This is a genomic window from Pseudomonas sp. ArH3a (genome assembly GCF_022648765.1).
Taxonomy (GTDB): domain Bacteria; phylum Pseudomonadota; class Gammaproteobacteria; order Pseudomonadales; family Pseudomonadaceae; genus Aquipseudomonas.
In genome coordinates this window covers 1,851,329-1,871,509 of record NZ_CP080330.1, presented here as the reverse complement: position 1 = coordinate 1,871,509, position 20,181 = coordinate 1,851,329, and the positions used below count along the sequence as shown (strand labels likewise).

The following is a 20,181-nucleotide window of genomic DNA, read 5'->3' as shown; positions in this document are numbered from 1 at the left end:
TGCAAATGTGCTCATAGAACACAGCGCAGGGCCGGAACATGACTCCACCAGTGAAATGCGTATCGGGTTTTTAGGAGCGCTGTAATGCCTGAGATCTATCATTTTTTCCAACAGCTGGTTAATGGCCTGACCATTGGCAGCACCTATGCCTTGATAGCCATTGGCTACACAATGGTTTACGGCATCATTGGAATGATCAACTTCGCCCATGGCGAGGTGTACATGATTGGTTCCTACGTGGCCTTCATCGCCCTTGCCGGGCTGGCCATGATGGGGATCCACTCCCTGCCGCTGTTGATGACCGCCGCGTTCCTTGCGTCGATCGTCGTGACCAGTGCCTATGGCTACAGTATCGAGCGGGTTGCCTACCGTCCCTTGCGTGGCAGCAACCGTTTGATCCCGCTGATTTCCGCTATCGGCATGTCGATTTTCCTGCAGAACACTGTATTGCTGTCCCAGGACTCCAAGGATAAGTCCATTCCCAACCTGATCCCGGGGAGCTTCTCCTTCGGCCCAGGCGGCGCACAAGAAGTGCTGATTTCGTACATGCAGATCCTCGTATTCGTCGTCACCCTGGTGGCGATGCTGGGCCTGACCCTGTTCATCTCCCGCTCCCGTCTGGGGCGCGCCTGCCGGGCCTGCGCCGAAGACATCAAGATGGCCAACCTGCTGGGCATCAACACCAACAACATCATCGCCCTGACCTTCGTCATCGGTGCTGCGCTGGCGGCCGTCGCGGCTGTGCTGCTGAGCATGCAGTACGGCGTGATCAACCCCAACGCCGGTTTCCTGGTAGGCCTCAAGGCCTTTACCGCGGCGGTCTTGGGCGGCATCGGCAGTATTCCGGGCGCCATGCTCGGCGGGCTGGTGCTGGGCGTGGCTGAAGCCTTTGGTGCCGATATCTTCGGCGACCAATACAAGGACGTCGTGGCGTTTGGCCTGTTGGTTCTGGTGCTGTTGTTCCGTCCGACCGGCATTCTGGGCCGTCCGGAGGTTGAGAAAGTATGAGCAGATATCTTAAATCGGCGTTTTTCAGCGCCTTGCTGGTATGGGCCGTGGCCTTTCCGGTACTCGGCCTCAAGCTGAGCATTGTCGGCATCAACCTGGAAGTGCATGGCACCGGTCCTGTGACCCTGACCATCATCGCCCTGTGCTCGGTGCTGATGTTCCTGCGCGTGCTGTTCACCCAGCAGGTCGGTGCCTTGTTCAAGGGCAACCGTGGGCCGTTGGTGTCGCCCAAGGTCAGCCAATTCCTGACCCTGCCGCGCACCCAGCGCTACATCATCATCGGCCTGATCGTGACGGCGTTGATCTGGCCGTTCTTCGGCTCGCGCGGCGCCGTCGACATCGCCACGCTGATCCTGATCTACGTGTTGCTGGGCCTGGGCCTGAACATCGTGGTGGGCCTGGCCGGGCTGCTCGACCTGGGTTATGTGGGCTTCTATGCCGTGGGTGCCTACACCTACGCGCTGCTCTCGCATTACCTGGGCTGGGGCTTCTGGATCTGCCTGCCGCTGGCGGGTATGGCGGCGGCCACGTTCGGCTTCCTGCTGGGCTTCCCGGTGCTGCGCCTGCGCGGTGACTATTTGGCGATCGTGACCCTGGGCTTCGGTGAAATCATCCGGCTGTTCCTGCGTAACCTCACCGATATCACCGGTGGCCCCAACGGCATCAGCAGCATCCCCAAGCCGACGTTCTTCGGGCTGTCGTTCGACCGCACCGCAGCCGAAGGCATGCAGACCTTCCACGAGTACTTCGGGATCGACTACAACCCGGTGAGCAAAGTGGTGTTCCTGTACCTGGTGGCCTTGTTGCTGGCGCTGGCGGCCTTGTTCGTGATCAACCGTTTGCTGCGCATGCCGATCGGCCGTGCGTGGGAAGCGTTGCGCGAAGATGAAATCGCCTGCCGTGCGTTAGGCATGAACCCGACAGTTATCAAACTTTCGGCATTCACCCTCGGGGCAACATTCGCCGGTTTCGCCGGCAGCTTCTTCGCCGCGCGCCAAGGCTTGGTGACCCCGGAGTCGTTCACCTTTATCGAGTCGGCGATCATCCTCGCCATCGTCGTACTGGGTGGCATGGGCTCGCAGTTGGGCGTGATTCTGGCGGCGATCGTGATGATCCTGCTGCCGGAAATGATGCGTGAGTTCAGCGAATACCGCATGTTGATGTTCGGCGCCATGATGGTGCTGATGATGATCTGGCGTCCTCAAGGCCTGCTGCCCATGCAACGTCCACACATGGAGCTGCGCAAATGAGCCGCGAGATCCTGAAAGTCGAAAACTTGAGCATGCGCTTCGGCGGCTTGCTGGCGGTCAACGGCGTGGCCCTGACCGTGAAAGAGAAACAGGTAGTGGCGCTGATCGGCCCCAACGGCGCCGGCAAGACCACGGTGTTCAACTGCCTCACCGGCTTCTACAAGCCGAGCGGCGGCAGCATCCTGCTGGACGGCCAGCCGATCCAGGGCCTGGCCGGCCACGAAATCGCTCGCAAGGGCGTGGTGCGCACCTTCCAGAACGTAAGGTTGTTCAAGGACATGACGGCGGTCGAGAACTTGCTGATTGCCCAGCACCGTCACTTGAACACCAACTTCTTTGCTGGCCTGTTCAAGACCCCGGCGTTCCGCAAGAGCGAGCGCGAGGCCATGGAATACGCCGAGTACTGGCTGGACAAGGTCAACCTCACCGAGTTTGCCAACCGCCCTGCCGGTACCCTGGCCTATGGTCAGCAACGTCGCCTGGAAATCGCCCGCTGCATGATGACCCGCCCGCGGATCCTCATGCTCGACGAACCGGCCGCCGGCTTGAACCCCAAGGAAACCGAAGACCTCAAGGCGCTGATCAGCGTGTTGCGTGAGGAAAACAACGCCACGGTGCTGTTGATCGAACACGACATGAAACTGGTCATGAGCATCTCCGACCACATCGTCGTGATCAACCAGGGCACGCCGCTGGCCAACGGCACGCCGGAGCAGATCCGCGACAATCCTGAAGTGATCAAAGCCTATCTGGGGGAAGCGTAAAATGCTGCAATTCGAAAACGTTTCCACTTTCTACGGCAAGATCCAGGCCCTGCACGGCATCAACGTGGAAGTGCGCCAAGGTGAAATCGTCACGCTGATCGGCGCCAACGGCGCTGGCAAATCGACCTTGCTGATGACCCTGTGCGGTTCACCGCAGGCCCACAGCGGCAGCATCCGCTACATGGGTGAAGAGCTGGTGGGCCAGCAGTCCTCGCAGATCATGCGCAAGAGCATTGCGGTGGTGCCCGAAGGCCGTCGCGTGTTCTCGCGCCTGACCGTGGAGGAGAACCTGTCCATGGGCGGGTTCTTCACCGACAAGGGCGATTACCAAGAGCAGATGGACAAGGTGTTGCACCTGTTCCCAAGGCTCAAGGAGCGCTTCAGCCAGCGCGGCGGCACCATGTCCGGCGGCGAGCAGCAAATGCTCGCCATCGGCCGGGCGCTGATGAGCAAGCCCAAGCTATTGCTGTTGGACGAACCGTCCCTGGGCCTGGCGCCGATCATCATCCAGCAGATCTTCGACATCATCGAACAACTGCGCAAGGACGGTGTAACGGTGTTCCTGGTGGAGCAGAACGCCAACCAGGCGCTGAAAATCGCCGACCGCGCCTACGTGCTGGAAAACGGCCGGGTGGTGATGCAGGGCACGGGTGAGCAATTGCTGACGGACCCGAAAGTGCGTGAAGCTTATCTCGGTGGCTGAGCCATTGGCGTCAACCAAAAACGGCCTTCGGGCCGTTTTTTTTATTGCGGTTTAGAGCGTCGCGGCAAGTTGACCTTTGCTGGCCCGTTGGCCGGCCAGCATCAACCCACCCCCCGTGAGCAGCAAGCCCGCAGCGAGAAAGATAGACAGGCCATACACGTCCAGCGGCATATCGAAATACCCGATAACGCTCTGCGCCAGGTTCAACGTCTGGGAACACACCAGCGTACCGGTGAGCGATGCGATGGCCAGCACGGGCGTGACCGTTGCCGATACACGCCCCATATAACCCTCAGGCACAGCTTCTTGAAGCATCGGCCCTTGAACAATCGCAAACACCGAAAAGAACAGCCCGCAGCAGAACATCAGCGCCCAAGCCAGGTAAAACGGCGGATGCAGCGAGTACGCCAGGTAGCTGAAACCCATGCACAGCAACGAAATAGTAAATGCCTGACGTGTACTCAATGACTTCAGCAACGGCCGCACCAGCACGGCGGCAATCACCCCCCCCACGGGGAACGCCGCCAGTATCAGCCCGTATTCATAAGGGCTCAGGCCCAGGGTTTTGAATGCATACAAGGACAATGCAACGTTGTTCACCCCGAGCGAAAACCCATACAACGCAACACCGACCAGCAGCGTGCGAATGGAAGCGTGCCGCCACGAAAACCGCAGCCCCGCGAGCAGCCCGTGCCAGAACGGCAACCGTTGCTGCTCGGCCAGCAACGTCCTGCGCAGGCCTTGAGTGGAGGCGATACAGAGTGCCGAACACGTAAAGGCCAGCACATTGATCAGCAGTGCCACAGCAGGCCCTACCCACACAAATAACGCCGGCCCAAGAGACGCCGACAACACTGAAATACCCGTCAAAGAAAACATCGCCTTGGCTGAGGCTTCAACGCGTCGCGCAGACGGGATGACCACCTGCATGATCGCCTGACGCGACGGGTTGAAAAATTGCGCAGCGGTGCTGTTAACCAACAACAGCAGCAGAACCCCGGCAAGCACTTGCATCTGATCAAGCCCTGCCAGCGAATAGATCACAAAAAAGATCAGGAAGTTGAGCACCCGGATAGCATCCGCGGTGATCATCACGTACAGCGGGGCCATTCGATCAACCCAGGCTCCGGCCAGTGGCGCCACCAACACACGCGGGATGGCCGAGGCCGCCACTGCCAGGCCCACCGCCGTCGGTAAAAAGGCACTGTTGTGAAACAAGTCCGTCACCAGCCAGACGATGACCGTGCTTTCAAAAACAAACTCGCCAAACGATGCAAGCGCTTGCCCCAGCCATAGGAATGAAAAATTCCTGCTGATGAAAAAATCTGTAAACCGCTTGTTCAACGCCAAAGCTCCTTATTGGTCGCAAGCACTTTCGCCCGTTGCTCGATCGTACAGCAAGCGCCAGCAGGACCGCCGATACCTGAAGACTGAGGCTCGCTGCACTATTTTGCTGCCCATCGAAGATTTATTTGCTACCTGCTGTAACGCAACCTGAAGCCTTGACTCTAGAGGGGTAAGCAAGCAAAAACGCTTCCTTACCCACCCTCAATGCTGGAGATACACCATGACCACGAAACTGTCCGCCGCTACCCTGATCCTGGCCCTCGGTTCGGCCCTGAGCCTGTCCGCAATGTCGAACATGGCCCACGCCGACGACGCCAAAATGGACAAATGCTTCGGCATCGCTGAAGCCGGCAAGAACGATTGCGCCGCAGGCGCCGGCACTTCCTGCGCCGGCACCTCCAAAGTCAAAGACCAGGCCAACGCCTGGAAACTGGTCCCAGCCGGCACCTGCGCTAAAACCCCAAGCTCCACCTCGCCAACCGGTTTCGGCCAGGAAGCGGCCTTCACCGCCAAATCCTGAAAACAGCCCGCAGCCTGAGTACTGATGATGACGCTTTTTCCCCAGCACACGGTCTCACCGGCTCAGGTGCCCGGCCTCCCTCACAGGGCCGGGCTTGGGCTGAAGAACGAGCACTTCATTGAAGTGCTCGAGACCTCGCCCGACATCGGTTTTTTTGAAGTACACGCCGAAAACTACATGGTGGCCGGCGGCCCGTTCCATCACTACCTGGGTTTGATCCGCGAACAGTATCCGCTGTCGCTGCACGGCGTAGGCCTGTCCATCGGCGGCGAAGGGCCGTTAAATCGTGAGCACTTGGCACGGTTGGCCACGCTGATCGAACGCTATCAACCCCAGTCTTTTTCCGAACACCTGGCCTGGTCCAGCCACGGCCCGGTGTTTCTCAATGACTTGCTGCCCCTGGCCTACGACGTCGCCACCTTGAACCGGGTGTGCGAACACATCGACCAGGTGCAAAGCACGCTCAAGCGGCCGATGCTGCTGGAGAATCCGTCGACCTACTTGCAATTCCAGCGCTCCACGCTGGACGAGACGGACTTCATCAGCGAGATCATCCGCCGCACCGGTTGCGGCCTGCTGTTAGACGTCAACAACGTCTACGTGTCGTGCATCAATCACCAGCGCGATCCACTGTCCTACATTGACGCGCTGCCCTTGCACGCCGTCGGTGAAATTCATCTGGCCGGCTTCGCCGAAGACACTGACAGCCTGGGTGACCGCCTGCTGATCGATGACCATGGCGCGCCCATCGATAACGCCGTGTGGCAACTGTACGAACAGGTCCTCACGCGCACCGGCCCGATGGCCACGTTGATCGAGCGAGATAACCAAGTGCCAGCGTTCAGTGTGCTGCACGCCGAAGCCCAGCAAGCCGACTGGCATCTGGCGCAGGTGAGCGTATGAGCCTTCACGCTGCGTTTGCCAATGCCTTGATTGATCCCAGCCAGGCCTGCCCCGACGGTTTGTTCAGCAGCAACGGCGCCGACCCGGCCAGCCGTTTTGCGGTGTATCGCAACAATGTCCACAGCGCGTTGATCAACGCCCTGGCGACGGCTTACCCGGTGACCTTGCAGTTAGTCGGCGATGAGTTTTTTCGCGCCATGGCTGGGCTGTTTGTACAGGCGTGCCCGCCCACCAGTCCGCTGATCAGCGAGTACGGCAACGAATTTGGCGCGTTCATCCAGGACTTTGAACCGGCCGCCAGCGTGCCCTACCTGGCCGATGTCGCAAGGCTTGAGCGCCTGCGGGTGCGCGCCTATCACGCGGTGGATACCCAGCCGCTGGAACAGCAAGCCATTGTTCAAGCACTGCAAGGCCAGACAGACCTGGGACAACTGCGCCTGCAACTGCATCCATCCCTGGCCACGCTGAATTGCGCTTATGCAGTGGTAGCAGTGTGGGCTGCGCACCAGACCGAGGGCGGCCTGGCCACCTTGGACCCCTGGCACGCCCAAAGCGCGCTGGTGTTGCGACAAGGCCTGGCCGTCAAGGTCTTCGCCATCGACAGCGGTTCGGTCGCGTTCATCAACAGCCTGAACCACGGCACGCCGCTTGAAGAGGCAGTGGAACATGCCCTCCAAGCCTCAGCCGAATTCGACCTTAACCAATGCCTGACCCTGCTGATCAGCCACGACGCCATCACTCATTTGCACACAGAACAAAAGGTATCGCCATGAACGCCACCCCTTCCTGCCTGGTTAAACGGGCCATCGCACTGCTCGAGAAAATCCCCTACAGCCTGATCGCCTTTGTCGCACGCTTTTCTATTGCGGCGGTGTTCTGGAAGTCCGGGCAAACCAAGGTTGAAGGCTTTGCCATCGACCTGATCAGCGGCACCTTCCAGTTCGGCGAGCCGCGACTGGCCGCATCAACCTTGCCGCTGTTTCGCAGTGAATATCACGTGCCCTTGTTGTCACCGGAAGTGGCCGCGCACATGGCCGCGTTTGCCGAGCACTTTTTCCCGGTGCTGATCCTGGTAGGCTTTGCCACACGGTTCTCGGCCCTGGCCCTGATCGGCATGACCCTGACCATTCAACTCTTCGTTTACCCGGACGCCTACCCAACCCACGGCACCTGGATCGCCTTGCTGTTGCTATTGGTCGCCAAGGGCCCAGGCTGCTTGTCCATCGATCACCTGATTGCACGCCGCTATCGCTGAAGACGATCCAGCGCTTCGCCGCTGCGCTTGAACCAATCCACCAAGTAGTCTGCAAGCACTTGGGTGCGGCGCGGCAAGCCGCCTTGGTAAGGGTGAACCAAGTACATCGGCATGCGCCGCGTCTGATAATCACGCAGGAGCCAGCGCAATCGGCCGTCAGCCAGTTCCGCGGGTAAAACGTAGGACGGCAGGCGGGCGATACCGGCCCCCACCAGCGCGGCTTTTTTCAACAGGTTGTAGTGGTTGGAGGCAAACGTGCCGCTGACCCGCACCCGCAGCAGTTCATGTTGCTGGTGGTACAGCCACTCTTCACGCCCGCTGTAGTGGCTGTTGAGCAAGCAGGTATGGGCGGCCAGGTCCGCCGGGGTCAGCGGTTCGCCGTGTTGCTCCAGGTAGGCCGGGCTGGCGCAGGTCATTTCGTGCCAGGCCAGCAGCGGCTTGGCCACCAAGCGCTCATTTTCGATAGCCCCCGAGCGCACGCCTAAATCAAACCCATCGCGCGCCAAGTCTCGGTAGTTGTTGTTCAATTCCAGCTCGATCTGCACCTGGGGGTACTGCTTGGAAAACTCCAGCAGCAAGCCATCGAAGAAGGTTTCCCCCAACGAGACCGGAACCGTCATACGTACCGGCCCAGCCAAATCGTCCTTGAGCCGCGCCAATGCCTGACGTGCGCGTTCCACCTGTACCACCAGCGCCTGAGCCTGGGGCAACAGTGCCGCACCGGCTGCGGTCAGGCTGAGCTTACGGGTGGTGCGGTGCAGCAGCACCACGCAAAACTGCGCCTCCAACTGGCTGATGCGCTTGGACAACTGCCCCTTGCTGCACCCCAGTTGCTCGGCTGCCACGGTGAAACTGCCGGCTTCGATCAGAACGGCAAAGGCCGCCAGGTCATCCATCTCGCTCATGGATTGTTTCCATTTGAAAACCAAAGGTTGCCTATTAGCAGGTTTATCCACAGGAAAAGCCACACTAGACTGAAACTTCACTTACCCCTGGAGGAACAGCACGATGAAAATCCTATTGATTGGTGCCAGCGGCACGGTCGGCTCGGCAGTCAAGGCAGAACTGGCTCAGCGTCACGAAGTGATCAGCATCGGTCGCACCAGCGGCGACTTCCAGGTGGATATCAGTGACAGTACTTCGATCCGCAAGCTGTTCGAACAGACAGGCAAGTTCGATGCCTTGATCTGCGCGGCGGGCAGCGTGAAGTTCGTGGCGTTGGGTGAAATGAGCGAAAGCGATTTTGAACTGGGCCTGCGCGACAAGCTAATGGGCCAGGTCAACCTGCTGTTGATCGGCCGTGAATATGCCAACGATGGCGCCTCGTTCACCTTCACCAGCGGCATTCTCAACCGTGACCCGATCCGTACTGGCGCCTGCGCGGCACTGGTGAATGGCGCACTTGACGCCTTCGTCAAAGCGGCGGCAATCGAGTTGCCACGCGGACTGCGCGTGAACTCCGTGAGCCCGACAGTCCTGCTGGAAGCCATGGGCAGCTACGCGCCGTACTTCCGTGGCTACAAACCCGCTCCGGGCGCCGATGTGGCATTGGCCTACGCGAAAAGCGTCGAGGGCTTGCAGACTGGCCAGACCTTTATCGTCGGTTAAGGTTTTTACGAAGCGCTGCCAATAGGCCAGGCAGCGCTGGAAACCTCTATCGCATCAGCGACGGCATCATCTCCACGAGGCTTTCCTTCGGTATCTGCAATCGTAATTGCCCAGTGTCAATTACGCCTCTGACGGTGGCCGTACTCAGTGGCCGGCCATTGAGGTAAATCGTCAGTGGCTGGTTCATTGCCTGCGCACTCAACGCCGCAGTGCGGGCGCTGGCTTCAGGGCTCAGGACCACACTTAAGCCGATATAGCCCGGGTTTGGCTCCCCGGGCGCTTTCAGTGCCAGGCTCATTTCGACAAAGTCAGTCTGCGAGTTGTAAAACAACTTGGCAGGCTGTTCAGCCCATGCGCTGGAGGTGAGTAACAACAAGCCGCATAGCGCAGCCGGCATCTTCATCATTTATGCTCCCGATACAAACCCCGAGCGTTTCACACAACCCCGCGCGGCGCATGAGGAAAACGCTCTCCTGGCTTTATCCTACGTCATCCGTTCATATAACTGACTTGTGATGCTACGCCAGCCTGCGTAACGTGGCGGCACTTGTTTGGAGACCCAATAAATGCGCGCCGCCCGTACCCTTGTTCTGTTCGCCCTGCTGCCCCTGTTCACCGCTTGCCAGATGTTCGAAAGCGAGCCGGCCAAGCCGTCGACCGTTGGCATGACCCGTATGCAGGGTGAGCTGACGGCAGTCGGCGACAAACTGTTGTTCAAGCCTTGCGGCGACAAGCGCAACTACGTGGTCAACGACACCGGTGGCACCAGCATCCTGCAGGAAGCCGCCTCATTGGCCGGTCAGCAAGGCGCGCTGTTTGCCGACTTGCGCGGCAAGTTCTCCGGGGTCGCCACCGGCACCCAGGGCTCGGTGGAACTGCAACAACTCTATCGCATGGAACGTTCGACCTCGGCCTGCAACGACCCGGACTTCAAGCGTATGATTCTACGGGCCAACGGCCATAAACCGGCCTGGGCGATGAACGTCACGGCCAAGGGCATGGTGCTGCAGCGCGAAGGCCAGCCGCCATTGGCGGTGCCTTTTGTGGAAGAACAACTGGGTGACGGCCGTTTCAACCTGATGACCGAAGCCAATAACCAGCACATCGAACTGTGGGTGGCCCCGCAACGCTGCATCGACCCAGTGAGCGGCAGCTTGCAACACATGACCGCCGAGTTGCGTGTCAACGGCCAGGTACAGCGTGGTTGCGCAGCGTTTGGCGGTTCGCGCGACGACTGATTCAACCCTGCGCTGTTTTAACATGACGAAAAACCGCCATTGGGGCTTATAATCGCCGGTTTGCAAAACAGCCGGCCTTTTTGTCCGCCGCCTACCGGATCCCGTCATGTTACGAATCACCGAACTCAAGCTGCCCATCGACCATCCCGAAGAAGACCTGCGGCCAGCCATCGTGCAGCGCCTGGGCGTCGCCAGTGATGACCTGCTCGATTTCACCCTATTCAAGCGCAGCTACGACGCCCGCAAGAAGTCGTCGGAGCTGTGCTTCATCTACACCGTCGACCTGAACGTGAAGGGCGAAGCCGCCCTGCTGCTCAAGTTCGCCGATGATCGCAACATCAACCCGGCGCCGGATGTCAGCTACAAAGTAGTAGGCCAGGCACCGCTGGGCCTGGTCGAACGCCCTATCGTGGTGGGTTTTGGTCCGTGCGGGATCTTCGCCGGGCTGCTCCTGGCGCAGATGGGCTTCAAGCCGATCATCCTCGAACGCGGCAAGGAAGTGCGCCAACGCACCAAAGACACATGGGGCCTGTGGCGCAAAAACGTACTCAACCCCGAGTCCAACGTGCAGTTCGGCGAAGGCGGCGCCGGGACCTTCTCCGACGGCAAGCTCTACAGCCAGATCAAGGACCCGAAATTCCACGGTCGCAAAGTGCTGCACGAGTTCGTCAAAGCCGGTGCGCCGGAAGAAATTCTCTACGTTAGCAAGCCGCACATCGGTACCTTCCGCTTGACCGGCGTGGTGGAAAACATGCGCCAGCAAATCATCGCCCTGGGCGGTGAAGTGCGTTTCGAACAGCGCGTCACCGATGTGCTGATCGAAGACGGCCAGTTGAATGGCGTAGTGATCGACGGCGGCGAGCAGATCCTCTCCAAGCACGTGATCCTGGCCCTGGGCCACAGTGCCCGCGACACGTTCCGCATGCTGCACGGGCGTGGCGTGTACATGGAGGCCAAGCCGTTCTCGGTGGGTTTCCGTATCGAACACCCGCAGTCGCTGATCGACGCCGCGCGACTGGGCAAATACGCCGGGCACCCGAAACTCGGCGCGGCCGACTACAAACTGGTGCACCACGCCAAGAACGGCCGCTCGGTCTACAGCTTCTGCATGTGCCCGGGCGGCACGGTGGTGGCGGCCACGTCCGAGCCGAACCGCGTGGTGACCAACGGCATGAGCCAGTACTCGCGTAATGAGCGCAATGCCAACTCCGGCATCGTGGTCGGCATCACGCCTGAAGTGGATTACCCAGGTGGCCCGCTGGCGGGTATCGAGTTGCAGGAGCGCCTGGAGTCCCACGCCTACATCCTCGGTGGCAGCAACTACGAGGCACCGGCGCAACTGGTAGGTGACTTCATTGCTGGCAAGCCGTCCACGGCTATCGGCAGTGTGGAACCGTCCTACAAACCTGGCGTGTCCATGGGTGACTTGGCCTTGGCTCTGCCGGATTTTGCCATCGAAGCGATTCGTGAAGCGTTGCCGGCGTTCGAGAAGCAGATCAAGGGCTACTCGCTGCATGACGCGGTGCTGACCGGTATCGAAACGCGCACTTCGTCGCCGCTGCGGATTACCCGTGACGAATCGATGCAAAGCTTGAACGTGAAAGGCCTGTTCCCAGCCGGTGAAGGCGCCGGTTACGCCGGTGGGATTCTGTCGGCGGGCGTTGACGGGATTCGGATTGCCGAGGCGTTGGCGCGGGATATGCTCGGCATCGAAGCCTGACGCAAAAGCTGAAAATGCCGCAGCTCCAGTGTGGGAGTGGGCTTGCTCGCCAAAGCGCAGTGTCAGTCAATACATCAGTGACTGATGGATCGCATTCGCGAGCAAGCCCGCTCCCACATTTGTTTTTGTGTTGGGTCAGATATTGGCGCGCAGGATGGTATCCGGCAACGGCTCACCCCGTTCAACACTGGCCGCTACGGCCGCAATCAAACCACCCAGCTCATACCCTTGCCCTGTGAGCCACGCCTGATCGTAGTAAGTGGTGGCATACCGCTCACCGCCGTCACACAAGATCGCCACGATCGAACCCGTCTCCCCCGCCGCTTTCATCTGCTGCGCCGCCACCAGGGCGCCAATCAGGTTAGTCCCGCTGGAACCCCCAACCTTGCGCCCCAACCGCTCGGCGAGGTAATGCATGGCCGCCAATGACAGCGCATCCGGCACCTTGACCATCGCATCAATGACCTTGGGCAAAAACGACGCCTCGACCCGTGGCCGACCGATCCCTTCGATTCTCGAGCCGCAATCGAGGCGCAGACTGGCGTCGCCGCTCTGGTAATAGTCAAAGAACACCGAGCGCTCGGCATCAGCACACAGCACGCGGGTGCAATGCTGGCGATAGCGCACGTAGCGCCCCAGAGTCGCGGTGGTACCGCCGGTGCCGGGGCTGGAAATCAACCAGCTCGGCTCGGGGTAATGCTCAAAACGCATTTGCTGGAAGATCGACTCGGCGATGTTGTTGTTCGCCCGCCAGTCCGTGGCGCGCTCGGCATAGGTGAATTGGTCCATGAAGTGGCCGCCACTTTCCTTCGCCAAGCGTTCGGACTCGGCGTAGATCTGCGTCGGATCCTTCACCAGATGGCTCTTGCCACCGTAGAAGGCGATCTGGGCGATCTTCTCCTGGGATGTGGTCGCCGGCATCACCGCAATAAACGGCAGGCCGAGCAAACGCGCAAAGTACGCTTCCGAAATCGCCGTGGAACCGCTGGACGCCTCGATCACCGGCGCGCCGGGCTTGAGCCAGCCATTACACAGCGCATAAAGGAACAGCGAACGGGCCAGGCGATGCTTGAGGCTGCCGGTGGGGTGGCTGGACTCATCCTTGAAATACAACTCGATACCCGGCAACCCCGGCAATGGCAGAGGGATCAGGTGCGTGTCGGCGCTGCGTTGAAAGTCCGCTTCAATAATACGGATGGCTTCGCGGGCCCAGGTACGGTGGTCACTCATAGGGTGCGTCTCTAAAGATTTCAGCCCTGATTTTAGGGGGTTTCCTACACTGCACACAGATACAGTGACGTCTCAATTAGTCACACAATTGCTAGGCTTTGACGCAACATCAACTCTGCCCGCCCCTTATAACAAATAAGAATATAACTTTTGTTTTAACAACTAACCGTACGGGTTAGGGTACCCACCTATTGAACCTTGATTGGAGAGCATCCCTTGCCTCTGCGTAGCACTTTCACCCGTTTCTTCCAGCTGGAAGCCGCCAGCGGTCTGTTGTTGATCGCCGCTGCCGCCTTGGCGCTGATCATCAACAACTCACCGTTGTCGCACCTGTACAGCGCCTTCCTTGACGTACCGGTGGTGGCACAAATTGGTGCGCTGAAAATCGCTAAGCCCGCTCTGCTGTGGATTAACGACGGCCTAATGGCTCTGTTCTTCCTGCTGATCGGCCTGGAGGTGAAGCGCGAGCTGCTCGACGGCCACCTGTCCAAGCCATCGCAAGTGGTCTTGCCCGGCGCTGCGGCCATTGGCGGCATGGTGGTGCCGGCACTGATCTACTGGGCAATCAACAAGGACTACCCTGCCGCGCTTTCCGGCTGGGCGATCCCGATGGCCACCGATATTGCCTTCGCACTCGGCGTGCTGGCCCTGCTGGGCAAGCGTGTGCCGGTGTCGCTGAAACTGTTCCTGATGACCCTGGCCATCATTGATGACCTCGGTGCGATCATCGTCATCGCCGTGTTCTATTCCGCCGACCTGTCGGGTGCGGCCTTGGCGGGTGCAGGCGCCTGTTTGATTGCCTTGATTGCGATGAACCGCCTGGGCGTGATCAAACTTGGGCCGTACTTGATCATCGGTCTGATCCTGTGGGTGTGTGTGCTCAAAAGTGGTGTACACGCCACCTTGGCCGGTGTGACCTTGGCGTTCTGTATTCCGCTGCGCACCAAGAACGCCGAAACGTCGCCATTGCTGACCCTGGAACACGCCCTGCACCCGTGGGTGGCTTACGCCATCCTGCCGCTGTTCGCGTTTGCCAATGCTGGCGTGTCCCTCACCGGGGTCAGCGTGGAGAGCTTCACCCATCACGTGCCTCTGGGCATCGCGGCCGGCCTGCTGATCGGTAAGACCGTCGGCGTGTTCGGCCTCACCTGGCTCGCCATCAAGACCGGCCTTGCGGCCCTGCCCAGCGGCGCGAACTGGGGCCAGGTGTTTGGGGTGGCGATCCTGTGCGGTATCGGCTTTACCATGAGCCTGTTTGTCGGCTCCCTGGCGTTTGTGCCGGGCGCCAGTGAATTCGCCGGGGAGGATCGAATGGGGATTCTGACCGGGTCGATCCTGGCAGCGTGTATAGGTTATGCGGTGACGGCGATGGCGAGTCGCAAGAAAGCCTGAGCGTTCTGAAAGCACTACCAAAAACCCCAACCGGTCACCCGGTTGGGGTTTTTCTTTTTCCGCAGATGACACTTTTCTCAAACGCCTAAAGACTTCGCGCTCGCCGCCGACTAGTGATTGTGGCGCTCCAACTGTCCCCGCCCGGGACACACGCCCGAGAATGCTCCCCAACGCGTTTCCAGCCCGAGCGAAAACCCCATGTTCCTGAGAAATATGAGAATCGCCGCCAGAGCCTTTATCGGCTTCGCGGCTATTGCGTCGCTGAGTGTGTTTCTCGGTCTGTTCGCCCTCAAGCAGATAGGCGAAGTCCAGTCACAGGCTGCCGACATTCAGAACAATTGGATGCAGCGCGTCAGGCTCCTGGCCCTGGCCAATGCCTCGCTCGACCGTTTTCGCCTGGGAGAAATGGCGCACATCCTGTCGTCTGGCGATGCGGACATGCAGACCTATGAAGACAAATCCGCCGGCCGCCTGAAAAGCGTCAAGGAACAGCTCGCGCAATATGCAGCGCTGCTGCGCACGCCTGAGGAACAATCACGGCTGGAGGTGTTCAACCAAAGCCTGGATGCCTACGCGAAGAACCACACCGAAATGCTCAAACGCTCACGCTCAGGCGATAAGGCCGGCGCCCGCGACTTTCTCAACAGCATTCGAGAAAGCTATGAGCAGATGACCAAGAACTTCGATCAACTGATAGACCTCGCCAACAAAGGCGCCGAACAAGCCGGGCAGACCTCTGTAGGCGCCTACCAGCATGCGGTGAGCGGCATCACGATCGTCATTCTGCTGGTGAGTGGCGGCACAGTGCTGGTCGCCTGGCTGCTGACCCGAAGCATAACCGGGCCGATCATTGAAGCCGTGCAGGTGGCCGAAACCATCGCCAAGGGCGATCTCACCCAGCCCATCAACCCGACAGGCAACGATGAGGCCACTCGCCTGCTCAGGGCTCAAGAGACCATGCGTAACAACCTGGTGCAGACCCTGCGGCAAATCACCGGCTCATCCAGCCAACTGGCCGCTGCGGCCGAGGAGCTTAACGCCGTGACCGCCGAGGGCAGCCGCGACCTGCAGCAGCAACATGGGGAGATCGAGCAAGCGGCCACGGCCGTCACCGAGATGACCACCGCGATTGAAGAGGTGGCGCGCAATGCCGCCTCGACCTCCGACCTTTCCCAAGAGTCGCGAAGCATCGCCTTGAAAGGCCAGCAGCGCATGGTCGAGGCGTTGAATGCCATCCAGGCGCTGACCCGTGGTGTTGAGGTCAGCTCCAGGCAAGTCGGTGGCCTGGCTGAGCAAGCCAAAGGTATCGGCAAAGTACTTGATGTGATCCGCACCATTGCCGAGCAAACCAACCTGTTGGCCCTGAACGCGGCCATCGAAGCGGCGCGTGCCGGTGAGGCCGGGCGTGGTTTTGCGGTGGTCGCCGATGAAGTGCGCGCCCTAGCCCACCGAACGGCCCAATCGACCCAGGAAATCGAACAAATGATCGGCAGTATTCAGACCAATACCGCCAGCACCGTCCACACCATGCTCGACAGCAGCACCATGACCCAGCAGACCCTGGCGTTGGCCGAGCTGGCTCAGCAAGCGCTGGCGGATATCCTGGCGGCTAACGATGAGATCAACGACCGTAACCTGGTGATTACCACGGCGGCGGCAGAGCAGGCCGACGTTGCACGGGCGGTTGATCGCAACTTGCTGAATATTCAACAGCTGTCGATTCAGTCGGCGCAAGGCTCGACCCAAACGACGGCCGCCTCGCAATCCCTCGCCAGCCTGGCGCATGAATTGAACACGATGGTGAAGCACTTTCAGGTTTGAAGTGAGGCTTTAAAACTTCACAATGCCTGACCGAATGCTACCCCCTCGCCACAGGCAAACTTCGACATACTCGGCCCTCCATGAGTTGGGCCTTAAATCCAGCAAAAAAAACCGCCCGACTAAGGGTGTTTTATTGCCTGCGTTTCTTGCGCTACCGGAGAAACCCATCAGACATTTCCCACGAGTCGCCAGGATTGCCTTGCAGCAAGTGACGCACTAGTCTCCCCCATTCGCTGACACTCAGCGATCAGGCGTCGCGGCCTGTTAACTTGATGCATAATTGCCATCGCTTTTCGTCAGCCACTCCTATGGCTGACGCTTCGTGTTATGGCAGCTGTGCGCGGGATACCTTCGGTATGCCGAGTTCCAAGTTCTCGGTCCGCGAACCTGCGTACAGCTGCCACCTTCCATCGCGTCGCGGCGATCAGGGGCGGCTCCACCCATGTACAAGGTCACACCGAACCCACCTCCGTTAGACACTCAGGCACTGCGCCACCCAATGGTTACGAACCACTGTTTTCGATTAACTCAGCCGCCGACACAGAGGCCTTATTGGTAAATGCATACGAAACCCTGATAGGCGCAGGCGGGCTGACCTCTGATTTAGCAGAAACAACGGACGGAAAACTACGCAGCCAATTGTTAGCAATTGGGCAGCTACTCGGACTGGCGGGACTGTTAGTAGATCGTGCAATGGAGCAGCGGTGCCCGACATAACAGAGCTAGAAATGTTATCGGCAATCCCAGCCCACAAAACCAAAAAACCCCAACCGGTTACCCGGTTGGGGTTTTGTGTTGCTACGGCCGACGCTTAACGCGTAACGCGGCTGGTACCGTCAACGGTCATGATGCGTACGCGATCGCCGATGCGGAAGATTTCATTTTCCTGCACGGCTTGTACGTAGGCGCGCATGCTGCCGTCGTCTTCGCGAACGGTGATTTCCACGCCCTGGGTACGGGTCAGGCCTTCTTCGGTGGCCGAGCCCAGCAGGCCACCGGCTACGGCGCCGATCACCGCGGTGACGATACTGCCACGGCCACCGCCAATGGCGCTGCCGCCAACGCCGCCGATGACTGCGCCAGCAGCGCCGCCGATTGGGGTCTTGGTGCCTTCGATTTTCACCGGACGCAGGGATTCAATGGTGCCCATGCGAACGGTTTGTACACGGCGCGCCTCGTCACGGGAGTACGAGTCGCCGGTCAGACTCGAGGCGCAGCCACCCAACAACAACGACAGGGTGGTAAAGCAGGCAACTAGTAAAACGGACTTACGCATAGCTTCAACTCCAAAGGACAGGTATTCATTAGACGCCGCAGCTTGGCGCCTGTCACGGCAAGCACGTCAGAAAATTGCTTTCATTCAGCCTCAGTACAGACTGCCAGTACCAGAAAAATAGACGAACGGTAGCTCTCACCCTTGTTCCAAAGACGGCCATGGGCCCGTTCATTGTAGTCGTGCAGCAGCACACGCGAAGCCTCTAGGAGAGAGACTTCGTGTGGTAGGCAACATTCGGGGGATGTGACGAGAGGTGCAGCTCAGGGCGCCAGGCGCTCGCGCGTCCACTCGCCGGCTTGCAGGCGATAGTTCAGGCGGTCATGCAGGCGGCTGGCGCGGCCCTGCCAGAACTCGATGCGCTCGGGCAGCAGGCGATAGCCACCCCAATGCTCAGGACAGTCGGGTTGGGTGTCGCTGAAACGCTGCTCGGTAGCCTTGAGCAAATCCTGCAGCTCTTCACGGTCACGAATGACTTGGCTCTGCGGCGAGGCCCAAGCACCAAGTCGGCTGCCCAACGGGCGGACCTGATAATAAGCATCCGACTCTTCAGGCGTGACCTTGACCACCCGCCCTTCGATACGCACCTGGCGCTCCAAGGTGGGCCAGAAGAACGTCATGGCCGCAAAAGGCCGCGCCGCAAGCTGTTCGCCCTTGGCGCTCTGATAATTGGTGAAGAAGGTAAAGCCCTGTGCATCCAACCCCTTGAGCAACAGGATGCGACAGTGCGGGCGACCGTCCTGGTCGACCGTGGCCAGGGTCATGGCATTGGCCTCCACCGGTGGCTGCTCGGTTTTCACCGCGTCGCCAAACCACTGGTGGAACAACGCAAACGGCTCGCCCGGGGCCTGGGCCTCGCTCAAACCATCGCGTGTGTAGTCACGGCGCATATCGGCCAGTGCCTGGGTCATGCGGCTTTATCCTTATGGTTCAGCAGATCAGTTTTTCGCCTGGTCGTTGGCAGCCGGTGTCGCGGCCTTGGCTTTGGCTGGGGCTGGCTTCTTGGCAGCTGGCTTAGCCGGGGCTTTTTTAGCGGCGGGCTTGGCAGCGGCTTTCTTCGCTGGAGCCTTTTTCGCCGGAGCTTTTGCAGCAGGCGCCGGGGCAGGCACATTCTGCACAGCCACCATTTCGGCTACAGGCGGTGTCTTGCCCGAGTTGTACTTGCTCAGCAGGGCCAACATAGTTGTACGCTGAGTGAACATGATTTCCATGCGACGGTTCAGCGCACGCCCCTGATTGCTGTCGTTGGCAGCACGCGGCATAAGGTCGCCCATGCCGCGCAGCATCAGGCGGTCTTGCTTGAGGCCGCTGAGGCTGAAAATCGAGGCGATCGATTGCGCGCGCTCTTTGGTCAAGGCCTGGCTCGCCGGGGCGGCGCCGGTGGCATCAACGTGGCCCAGGACCAGTACGGCGGTCTTTGGGTCAGCTTCAACAGCCTTGGCAACACGGGTGAACGGGCCCAGGGTAACCGGCAGCAGCATCGCCGGGCGTTTCGGGTTGTAGGAACCGTCTACCGGGGCAATCACCACCAGTACGTTGTCGCGACGTTCCAGTTGCAGGTTGCTGTCCTTGATAGCAGCGCGCAAGCGCGGCTCATAGTCGTCCAGCCAGGCTTGGGTGATTTTCGGGTCGGGCATCGGCACGTTGGTCACGTCGACCTTGGCCAGTGGCTTTGGCTTGCTCTCGAACGGCCACCACCAGCGTGGCTCGCTGTCAGTCTTGGCGACTGCAGGCGTCGCCGGGTCAGCGGCCTTGAGGTCGGCTTTCAGGTCAGCCTTGGCATCGGCGGCCTTTTCGTCGGCGCTTTTGGAAGAGAACGGCCACCAGCTAGAGCCGTCGGCATCAGCCTTGGCTACCGGGGCAGCAGCGGGCGCAGGAGCAGCAGCAGCCACCGGCGCGGCAGGCTTGGCGCCAGCGGCTGGTTTTGCATCCGGCTTGACGTCGGTCTGGGTTACTGCGTCCTTGGTAGCAGCCTTGTCAGATCCAAATGACCACCAATGCCCGCCTTCGGCATCATTTTGTGGAGTTTGTGCGCAGCCAGTAATAGTGAGGCACAGCGCCAGTGCCAAGGACTTGTTCGATAACATGAGATATCCACAAAATGAGAAAAAACCGGGGGGTCTGGTTGACCCGTTAAACAGACGCTTAC

At 59.9% G+C, this 20,181-nt stretch carries 21 protein-coding genes; 14 read left to right on the top strand and 7 right to left on the bottom strand.

The genetic code is table 11. The annotated features are described in order from the left end of the window. Positions 1 to 84: 84 nt before the first annotated feature. From livH to K0P33_RS08405, 4 genes are read left to right on the top strand one after another with little or no spacing between them, the layout of a single operon-like run. Positions 85 to 1,008, top strand: a complete 924-nt coding sequence (livH, locus tag K0P33_RS08420) for a high-affinity branched-chain amino acid ABC transporter permease LivH (RefSeq protein WP_003231100.1) — start codon at positions 85 to 87, stop codon at positions 1,006 to 1,008. Continuing rightward, positions 1,005 to 2,258, top strand: a complete 1,254-nt coding sequence (locus K0P33_RS08415) for a high-affinity branched-chain amino acid ABC transporter permease LivM (protein ID WP_242154809.1) — start codon at positions 1,005 to 1,007, stop codon at positions 2,256 to 2,258. Before livH ends, K0P33_RS08415 begins: the two co-directional genes overlap by 4 nt. Further along, on the top strand, positions 2,255 to 3,022 hold the full coding sequence (gene livG, locus K0P33_RS08410) for a high-affinity branched-chain amino acid ABC transporter ATP-binding protein LivG (protein ID WP_010212365.1): 768 nt from the start codon (positions 2,255 to 2,257) through the stop codon (positions 3,020 to 3,022). The genes K0P33_RS08415 and livG overlap by 4 nt, the downstream gene beginning before the upstream one ends. Before the next feature lies 1 nt (position 3,023). After that, positions 3,024 to 3,725 (top strand): ABC transporter ATP-binding protein, encoded by a 702-nt coding sequence (locus K0P33_RS08405; protein ID WP_094952956.1) that lies wholly within the window; start codon positions 3,024 to 3,026, stop codon positions 3,723 to 3,725. Positions 3,726 to 3,776: 51 nt separating this feature from the next. Here the strand turns inward: K0P33_RS08405 and K0P33_RS08400 are convergent, their stop codons facing one another. Further along, a complete protein-coding gene (locus K0P33_RS08400) occupies positions 3,777 to 5,069 on the bottom strand; it encodes an MFS transporter (RefSeq protein ID WP_242154806.1) in 1,293 nt (430 codons plus the stop codon). Between K0P33_RS08400 and K0P33_RS08395 the strand changes: the two genes are divergently transcribed. From K0P33_RS08395 to K0P33_RS08375, 5 genes are all read left to right on the top strand, one after another. Then, the gene (locus K0P33_RS08395) at positions 4,963 to 5,223 is read left to right on the top strand and encodes a hypothetical protein (protein WP_176462993.1); all 261 of its coding nucleotides are present in this window, start codon (positions 4,963 to 4,965) and stop codon (positions 5,221 to 5,223) included. The genes K0P33_RS08400 and K0P33_RS08395 overlap by 107 nt on opposite strands. Positions 5,224 to 5,292: 69 nt before the next feature. Beyond that, the gene (locus K0P33_RS08390; RefSeq protein WP_083359753.1) at positions 5,293 to 5,592 is read left to right on the top strand and encodes a DUF2282 domain-containing protein; all 300 of its coding nucleotides are present in this window, start codon (positions 5,293 to 5,295) and stop codon (positions 5,590 to 5,592) included. Positions 5,593 to 5,616: 24 nt separating this feature from the next. After that, positions 5,617 to 6,495: a DUF692 domain-containing protein gene (locus tag K0P33_RS08385; RefSeq protein ID WP_242154804.1), complete on the top strand. Its 879-nt coding sequence runs from the start codon at positions 5,617 to 5,619 to the stop codon at positions 6,493 to 6,495. Continuing rightward, positions 6,492 to 7,268 carry a DNA-binding domain-containing protein gene (locus K0P33_RS08380; protein ID WP_242154802.1) on the top strand — a complete coding sequence of 259 codons (777 nt, stop codon included), beginning with the start codon at positions 6,492 to 6,494 and terminating at the stop codon, positions 7,266 to 7,268. The genes K0P33_RS08385 and K0P33_RS08380 overlap by 4 nt, the downstream gene beginning before the upstream one ends. Next, positions 7,265 to 7,750, top strand: a complete 486-nt coding sequence (locus K0P33_RS08375) for a DoxX family protein (RefSeq protein ID WP_094952959.1) — start codon at positions 7,265 to 7,267, stop codon at positions 7,748 to 7,750. The genes K0P33_RS08380 and K0P33_RS08375 overlap by 4 nt, the downstream gene beginning before the upstream one ends. Here K0P33_RS08375 and K0P33_RS08370 read toward each other — a convergent pair. Next, positions 7,741 to 8,655 (bottom strand): LysR family transcriptional regulator, encoded by a 915-nt coding sequence (locus K0P33_RS08370; RefSeq protein WP_094952960.1) that lies wholly within the window; start codon positions 8,653 to 8,655, stop codon positions 7,741 to 7,743. The genes K0P33_RS08375 and K0P33_RS08370 overlap by 10 nt on opposite strands. Before the next feature lie 103 nt (positions 8,656 to 8,758). Between K0P33_RS08370 and K0P33_RS08365 the strand changes: the two genes are divergently transcribed. Beyond that, complete coding sequence (locus K0P33_RS08365; RefSeq protein WP_094952961.1) at positions 8,759 to 9,358, top strand: short chain dehydrogenase; 600 nt, start codon at positions 8,759 to 8,761, stop codon at positions 9,356 to 9,358. 46 nt (positions 9,359 to 9,404) lie between these two features. Here the strand turns inward: K0P33_RS08365 and K0P33_RS08360 are convergent, their stop codons facing one another. Continuing rightward, positions 9,405 to 9,764, bottom strand: coding sequence for a hypothetical protein (locus K0P33_RS08360; protein WP_141240606.1), 360 nt, complete (start codon positions 9,762 to 9,764; stop codon positions 9,405 to 9,407). Between the two features lie 160 nt (positions 9,765 to 9,924). Here K0P33_RS08360 and K0P33_RS08355 point away from each other — a divergent pair, with 160 nt between their 5' ends. Both K0P33_RS08355 and K0P33_RS08350 read left to right on the top strand, forming a co-directional pair. Next, positions 9,925 to 10,596 carry a hypothetical protein gene (locus tag K0P33_RS08355; protein WP_242154799.1) on the top strand — a complete coding sequence of 224 codons (672 nt, stop codon included), beginning with the start codon at positions 9,925 to 9,927 and terminating at the stop codon, positions 10,594 to 10,596. 106 nt (positions 10,597 to 10,702) lie between these two features. Then, a complete protein-coding gene (locus tag K0P33_RS08350; RefSeq protein WP_094952964.1) occupies positions 10,703 to 12,316 on the top strand; it encodes an NAD(P)/FAD-dependent oxidoreductase in 1,614 nt (537 codons plus the stop codon). Between the two features lie 135 nt (positions 12,317 to 12,451). Here K0P33_RS08350 and K0P33_RS08345 read toward each other — a convergent pair whose 3' ends face one another. Then, entirely contained in the window at positions 12,452 to 13,546 is a 1,095-nt protein-coding gene (locus K0P33_RS08345; RefSeq protein ID WP_094950008.1) for a PLP-dependent cysteine synthase family protein, read from the bottom strand. A 216-nt stretch (positions 13,547 to 13,762) separates the two neighbouring features. Here K0P33_RS08345 and nhaA point away from each other — a divergent pair, with 216 nt between their 5' ends. Next, entirely contained in the window at positions 13,763 to 14,938 is a 1,176-nt protein-coding gene (nhaA, locus tag K0P33_RS08340) for a Na+/H+ antiporter NhaA (RefSeq protein WP_242154797.1), read from the top strand. 198 nt (positions 14,939 to 15,136) lie between these two features. Beyond that, positions 15,137 to 16,759 (top strand): methyl-accepting chemotaxis protein, encoded by a 1,623-nt coding sequence (locus K0P33_RS08335; RefSeq protein ID WP_242154795.1) that lies wholly within the window; start codon positions 15,137 to 15,139, stop codon positions 16,757 to 16,759. A gap of 811 nt (positions 16,760 to 17,570) precedes the next feature. Here the strand turns inward: K0P33_RS08335 and K0P33_RS08325 are convergent. From K0P33_RS08325 to K0P33_RS08315, 3 genes are all read right to left on the bottom strand, one after another. Next, positions 17,571 to 18,035 (bottom strand): glycine zipper 2TM domain-containing protein, encoded by a 465-nt coding sequence (locus K0P33_RS08325; RefSeq protein ID WP_003189251.1) that lies wholly within the window; start codon positions 18,033 to 18,035, stop codon positions 17,571 to 17,573. Positions 18,036 to 18,295: 260 nt separating this feature from the next. Continuing rightward, complete coding sequence (gene pdxH, locus K0P33_RS08320; RefSeq protein ID WP_094950011.1) at positions 18,296 to 18,943, bottom strand: pyridoxamine 5'-phosphate oxidase; 648 nt, start codon at positions 18,941 to 18,943, stop codon at positions 18,296 to 18,298. Between the two features lie 27 nt (positions 18,944 to 18,970). Further along, on the bottom strand, positions 18,971 to 20,119 hold the full coding sequence (locus tag K0P33_RS08315) for an OmpA family protein (RefSeq protein ID WP_242154791.1): 1,149 nt from the start codon (positions 20,117 to 20,119) through the stop codon (positions 18,971 to 18,973). Between the last annotated feature and the right edge of the window lie 62 nt (positions 20,120 to 20,181).

Coding starts and splice junctions, on each gene's coding strand:
- livH (WP_003231100.1), top strand. CDS start 85: ATGCCTGAGATCTATCATTTTTTCCAACAGCTGGTTAATGGCCTGACC.
- K0P33_RS08415 (WP_242154809.1), top strand. CDS start 1,005: ATGAGCAGATATCTTAAATCGGCGTTTTTCAGCGCCTTGCTGGTATGG.
- livG (WP_010212365.1), top strand. CDS start 2,255: ATGAGCCGCGAGATCCTGAAAGTCGAAAACTTGAGCATGCGCTTCGGC.
- K0P33_RS08405 (WP_094952956.1), top strand. CDS start 3,024: ATGCTGCAATTCGAAAACGTTTCCACTTTCTACGGCAAGATCCAGGCC.
- K0P33_RS08395 (WP_176462993.1), top strand. CDS start 4,963: ATGACCGTGCTTTCAAAAACAAACTCGCCAAACGATGCAAGCGCTTGC.
- K0P33_RS08390 (WP_083359753.1), top strand. CDS start 5,293: ATGACCACGAAACTGTCCGCCGCTACCCTGATCCTGGCCCTCGGTTCG.
- K0P33_RS08385 (WP_242154804.1), top strand. CDS start 5,617: ATGATGACGCTTTTTCCCCAGCACACGGTCTCACCGGCTCAGGTGCCC.
- K0P33_RS08380 (WP_242154802.1), top strand. CDS start 6,492: ATGAGCCTTCACGCTGCGTTTGCCAATGCCTTGATTGATCCCAGCCAG.
- K0P33_RS08375 (WP_094952959.1), top strand. CDS start 7,265: ATGAACGCCACCCCTTCCTGCCTGGTTAAACGGGCCATCGCACTGCTC.
- K0P33_RS08370 (WP_094952960.1), bottom strand. CDS start 8,655: ATGAGCGAGATGGATGACCTGGCGGCCTTTGCCGTTCTGATCGAAGCC.
- K0P33_RS08365 (WP_094952961.1), top strand. CDS start 8,759: ATGAAAATCCTATTGATTGGTGCCAGCGGCACGGTCGGCTCGGCAGTC.
- K0P33_RS08360 (WP_141240606.1), bottom strand. CDS start 9,764: ATGATGAAGATGCCGGCTGCGCTATGCGGCTTGTTGTTACTCACCTCC.
- K0P33_RS08355 (WP_242154799.1), top strand. CDS start 9,925: ATGCGCGCCGCCCGTACCCTTGTTCTGTTCGCCCTGCTGCCCCTGTTC.
- K0P33_RS08350 (WP_094952964.1), top strand. CDS start 10,703: ATGTTACGAATCACCGAACTCAAGCTGCCCATCGACCATCCCGAAGAA.
- K0P33_RS08345 (WP_094950008.1), bottom strand. CDS start 13,546: ATGAGTGACCACCGTACCTGGGCCCGCGAAGCCATCCGTATTATTGAA.
- K0P33_RS08335 (WP_242154795.1), top strand. CDS start 15,137: ATGTTCCTGAGAAATATGAGAATCGCCGCCAGAGCCTTTATCGGCTTC.
- K0P33_RS08325 (WP_003189251.1), bottom strand. CDS start 18,035: ATGCGTAAGTCCGTTTTACTAGTTGCCTGCTTTACCACCCTGTCGTTG.
- pdxH (WP_094950011.1), bottom strand. CDS start 18,943: ATGACCCAGGCACTGGCCGATATGCGCCGTGACTACACACGCGATGGT.
- K0P33_RS08315 (WP_242154791.1), bottom strand. CDS start 20,119: ATGTTATCGAACAAGTCCTTGGCACTGGCGCTGTGCCTCACTATTACT.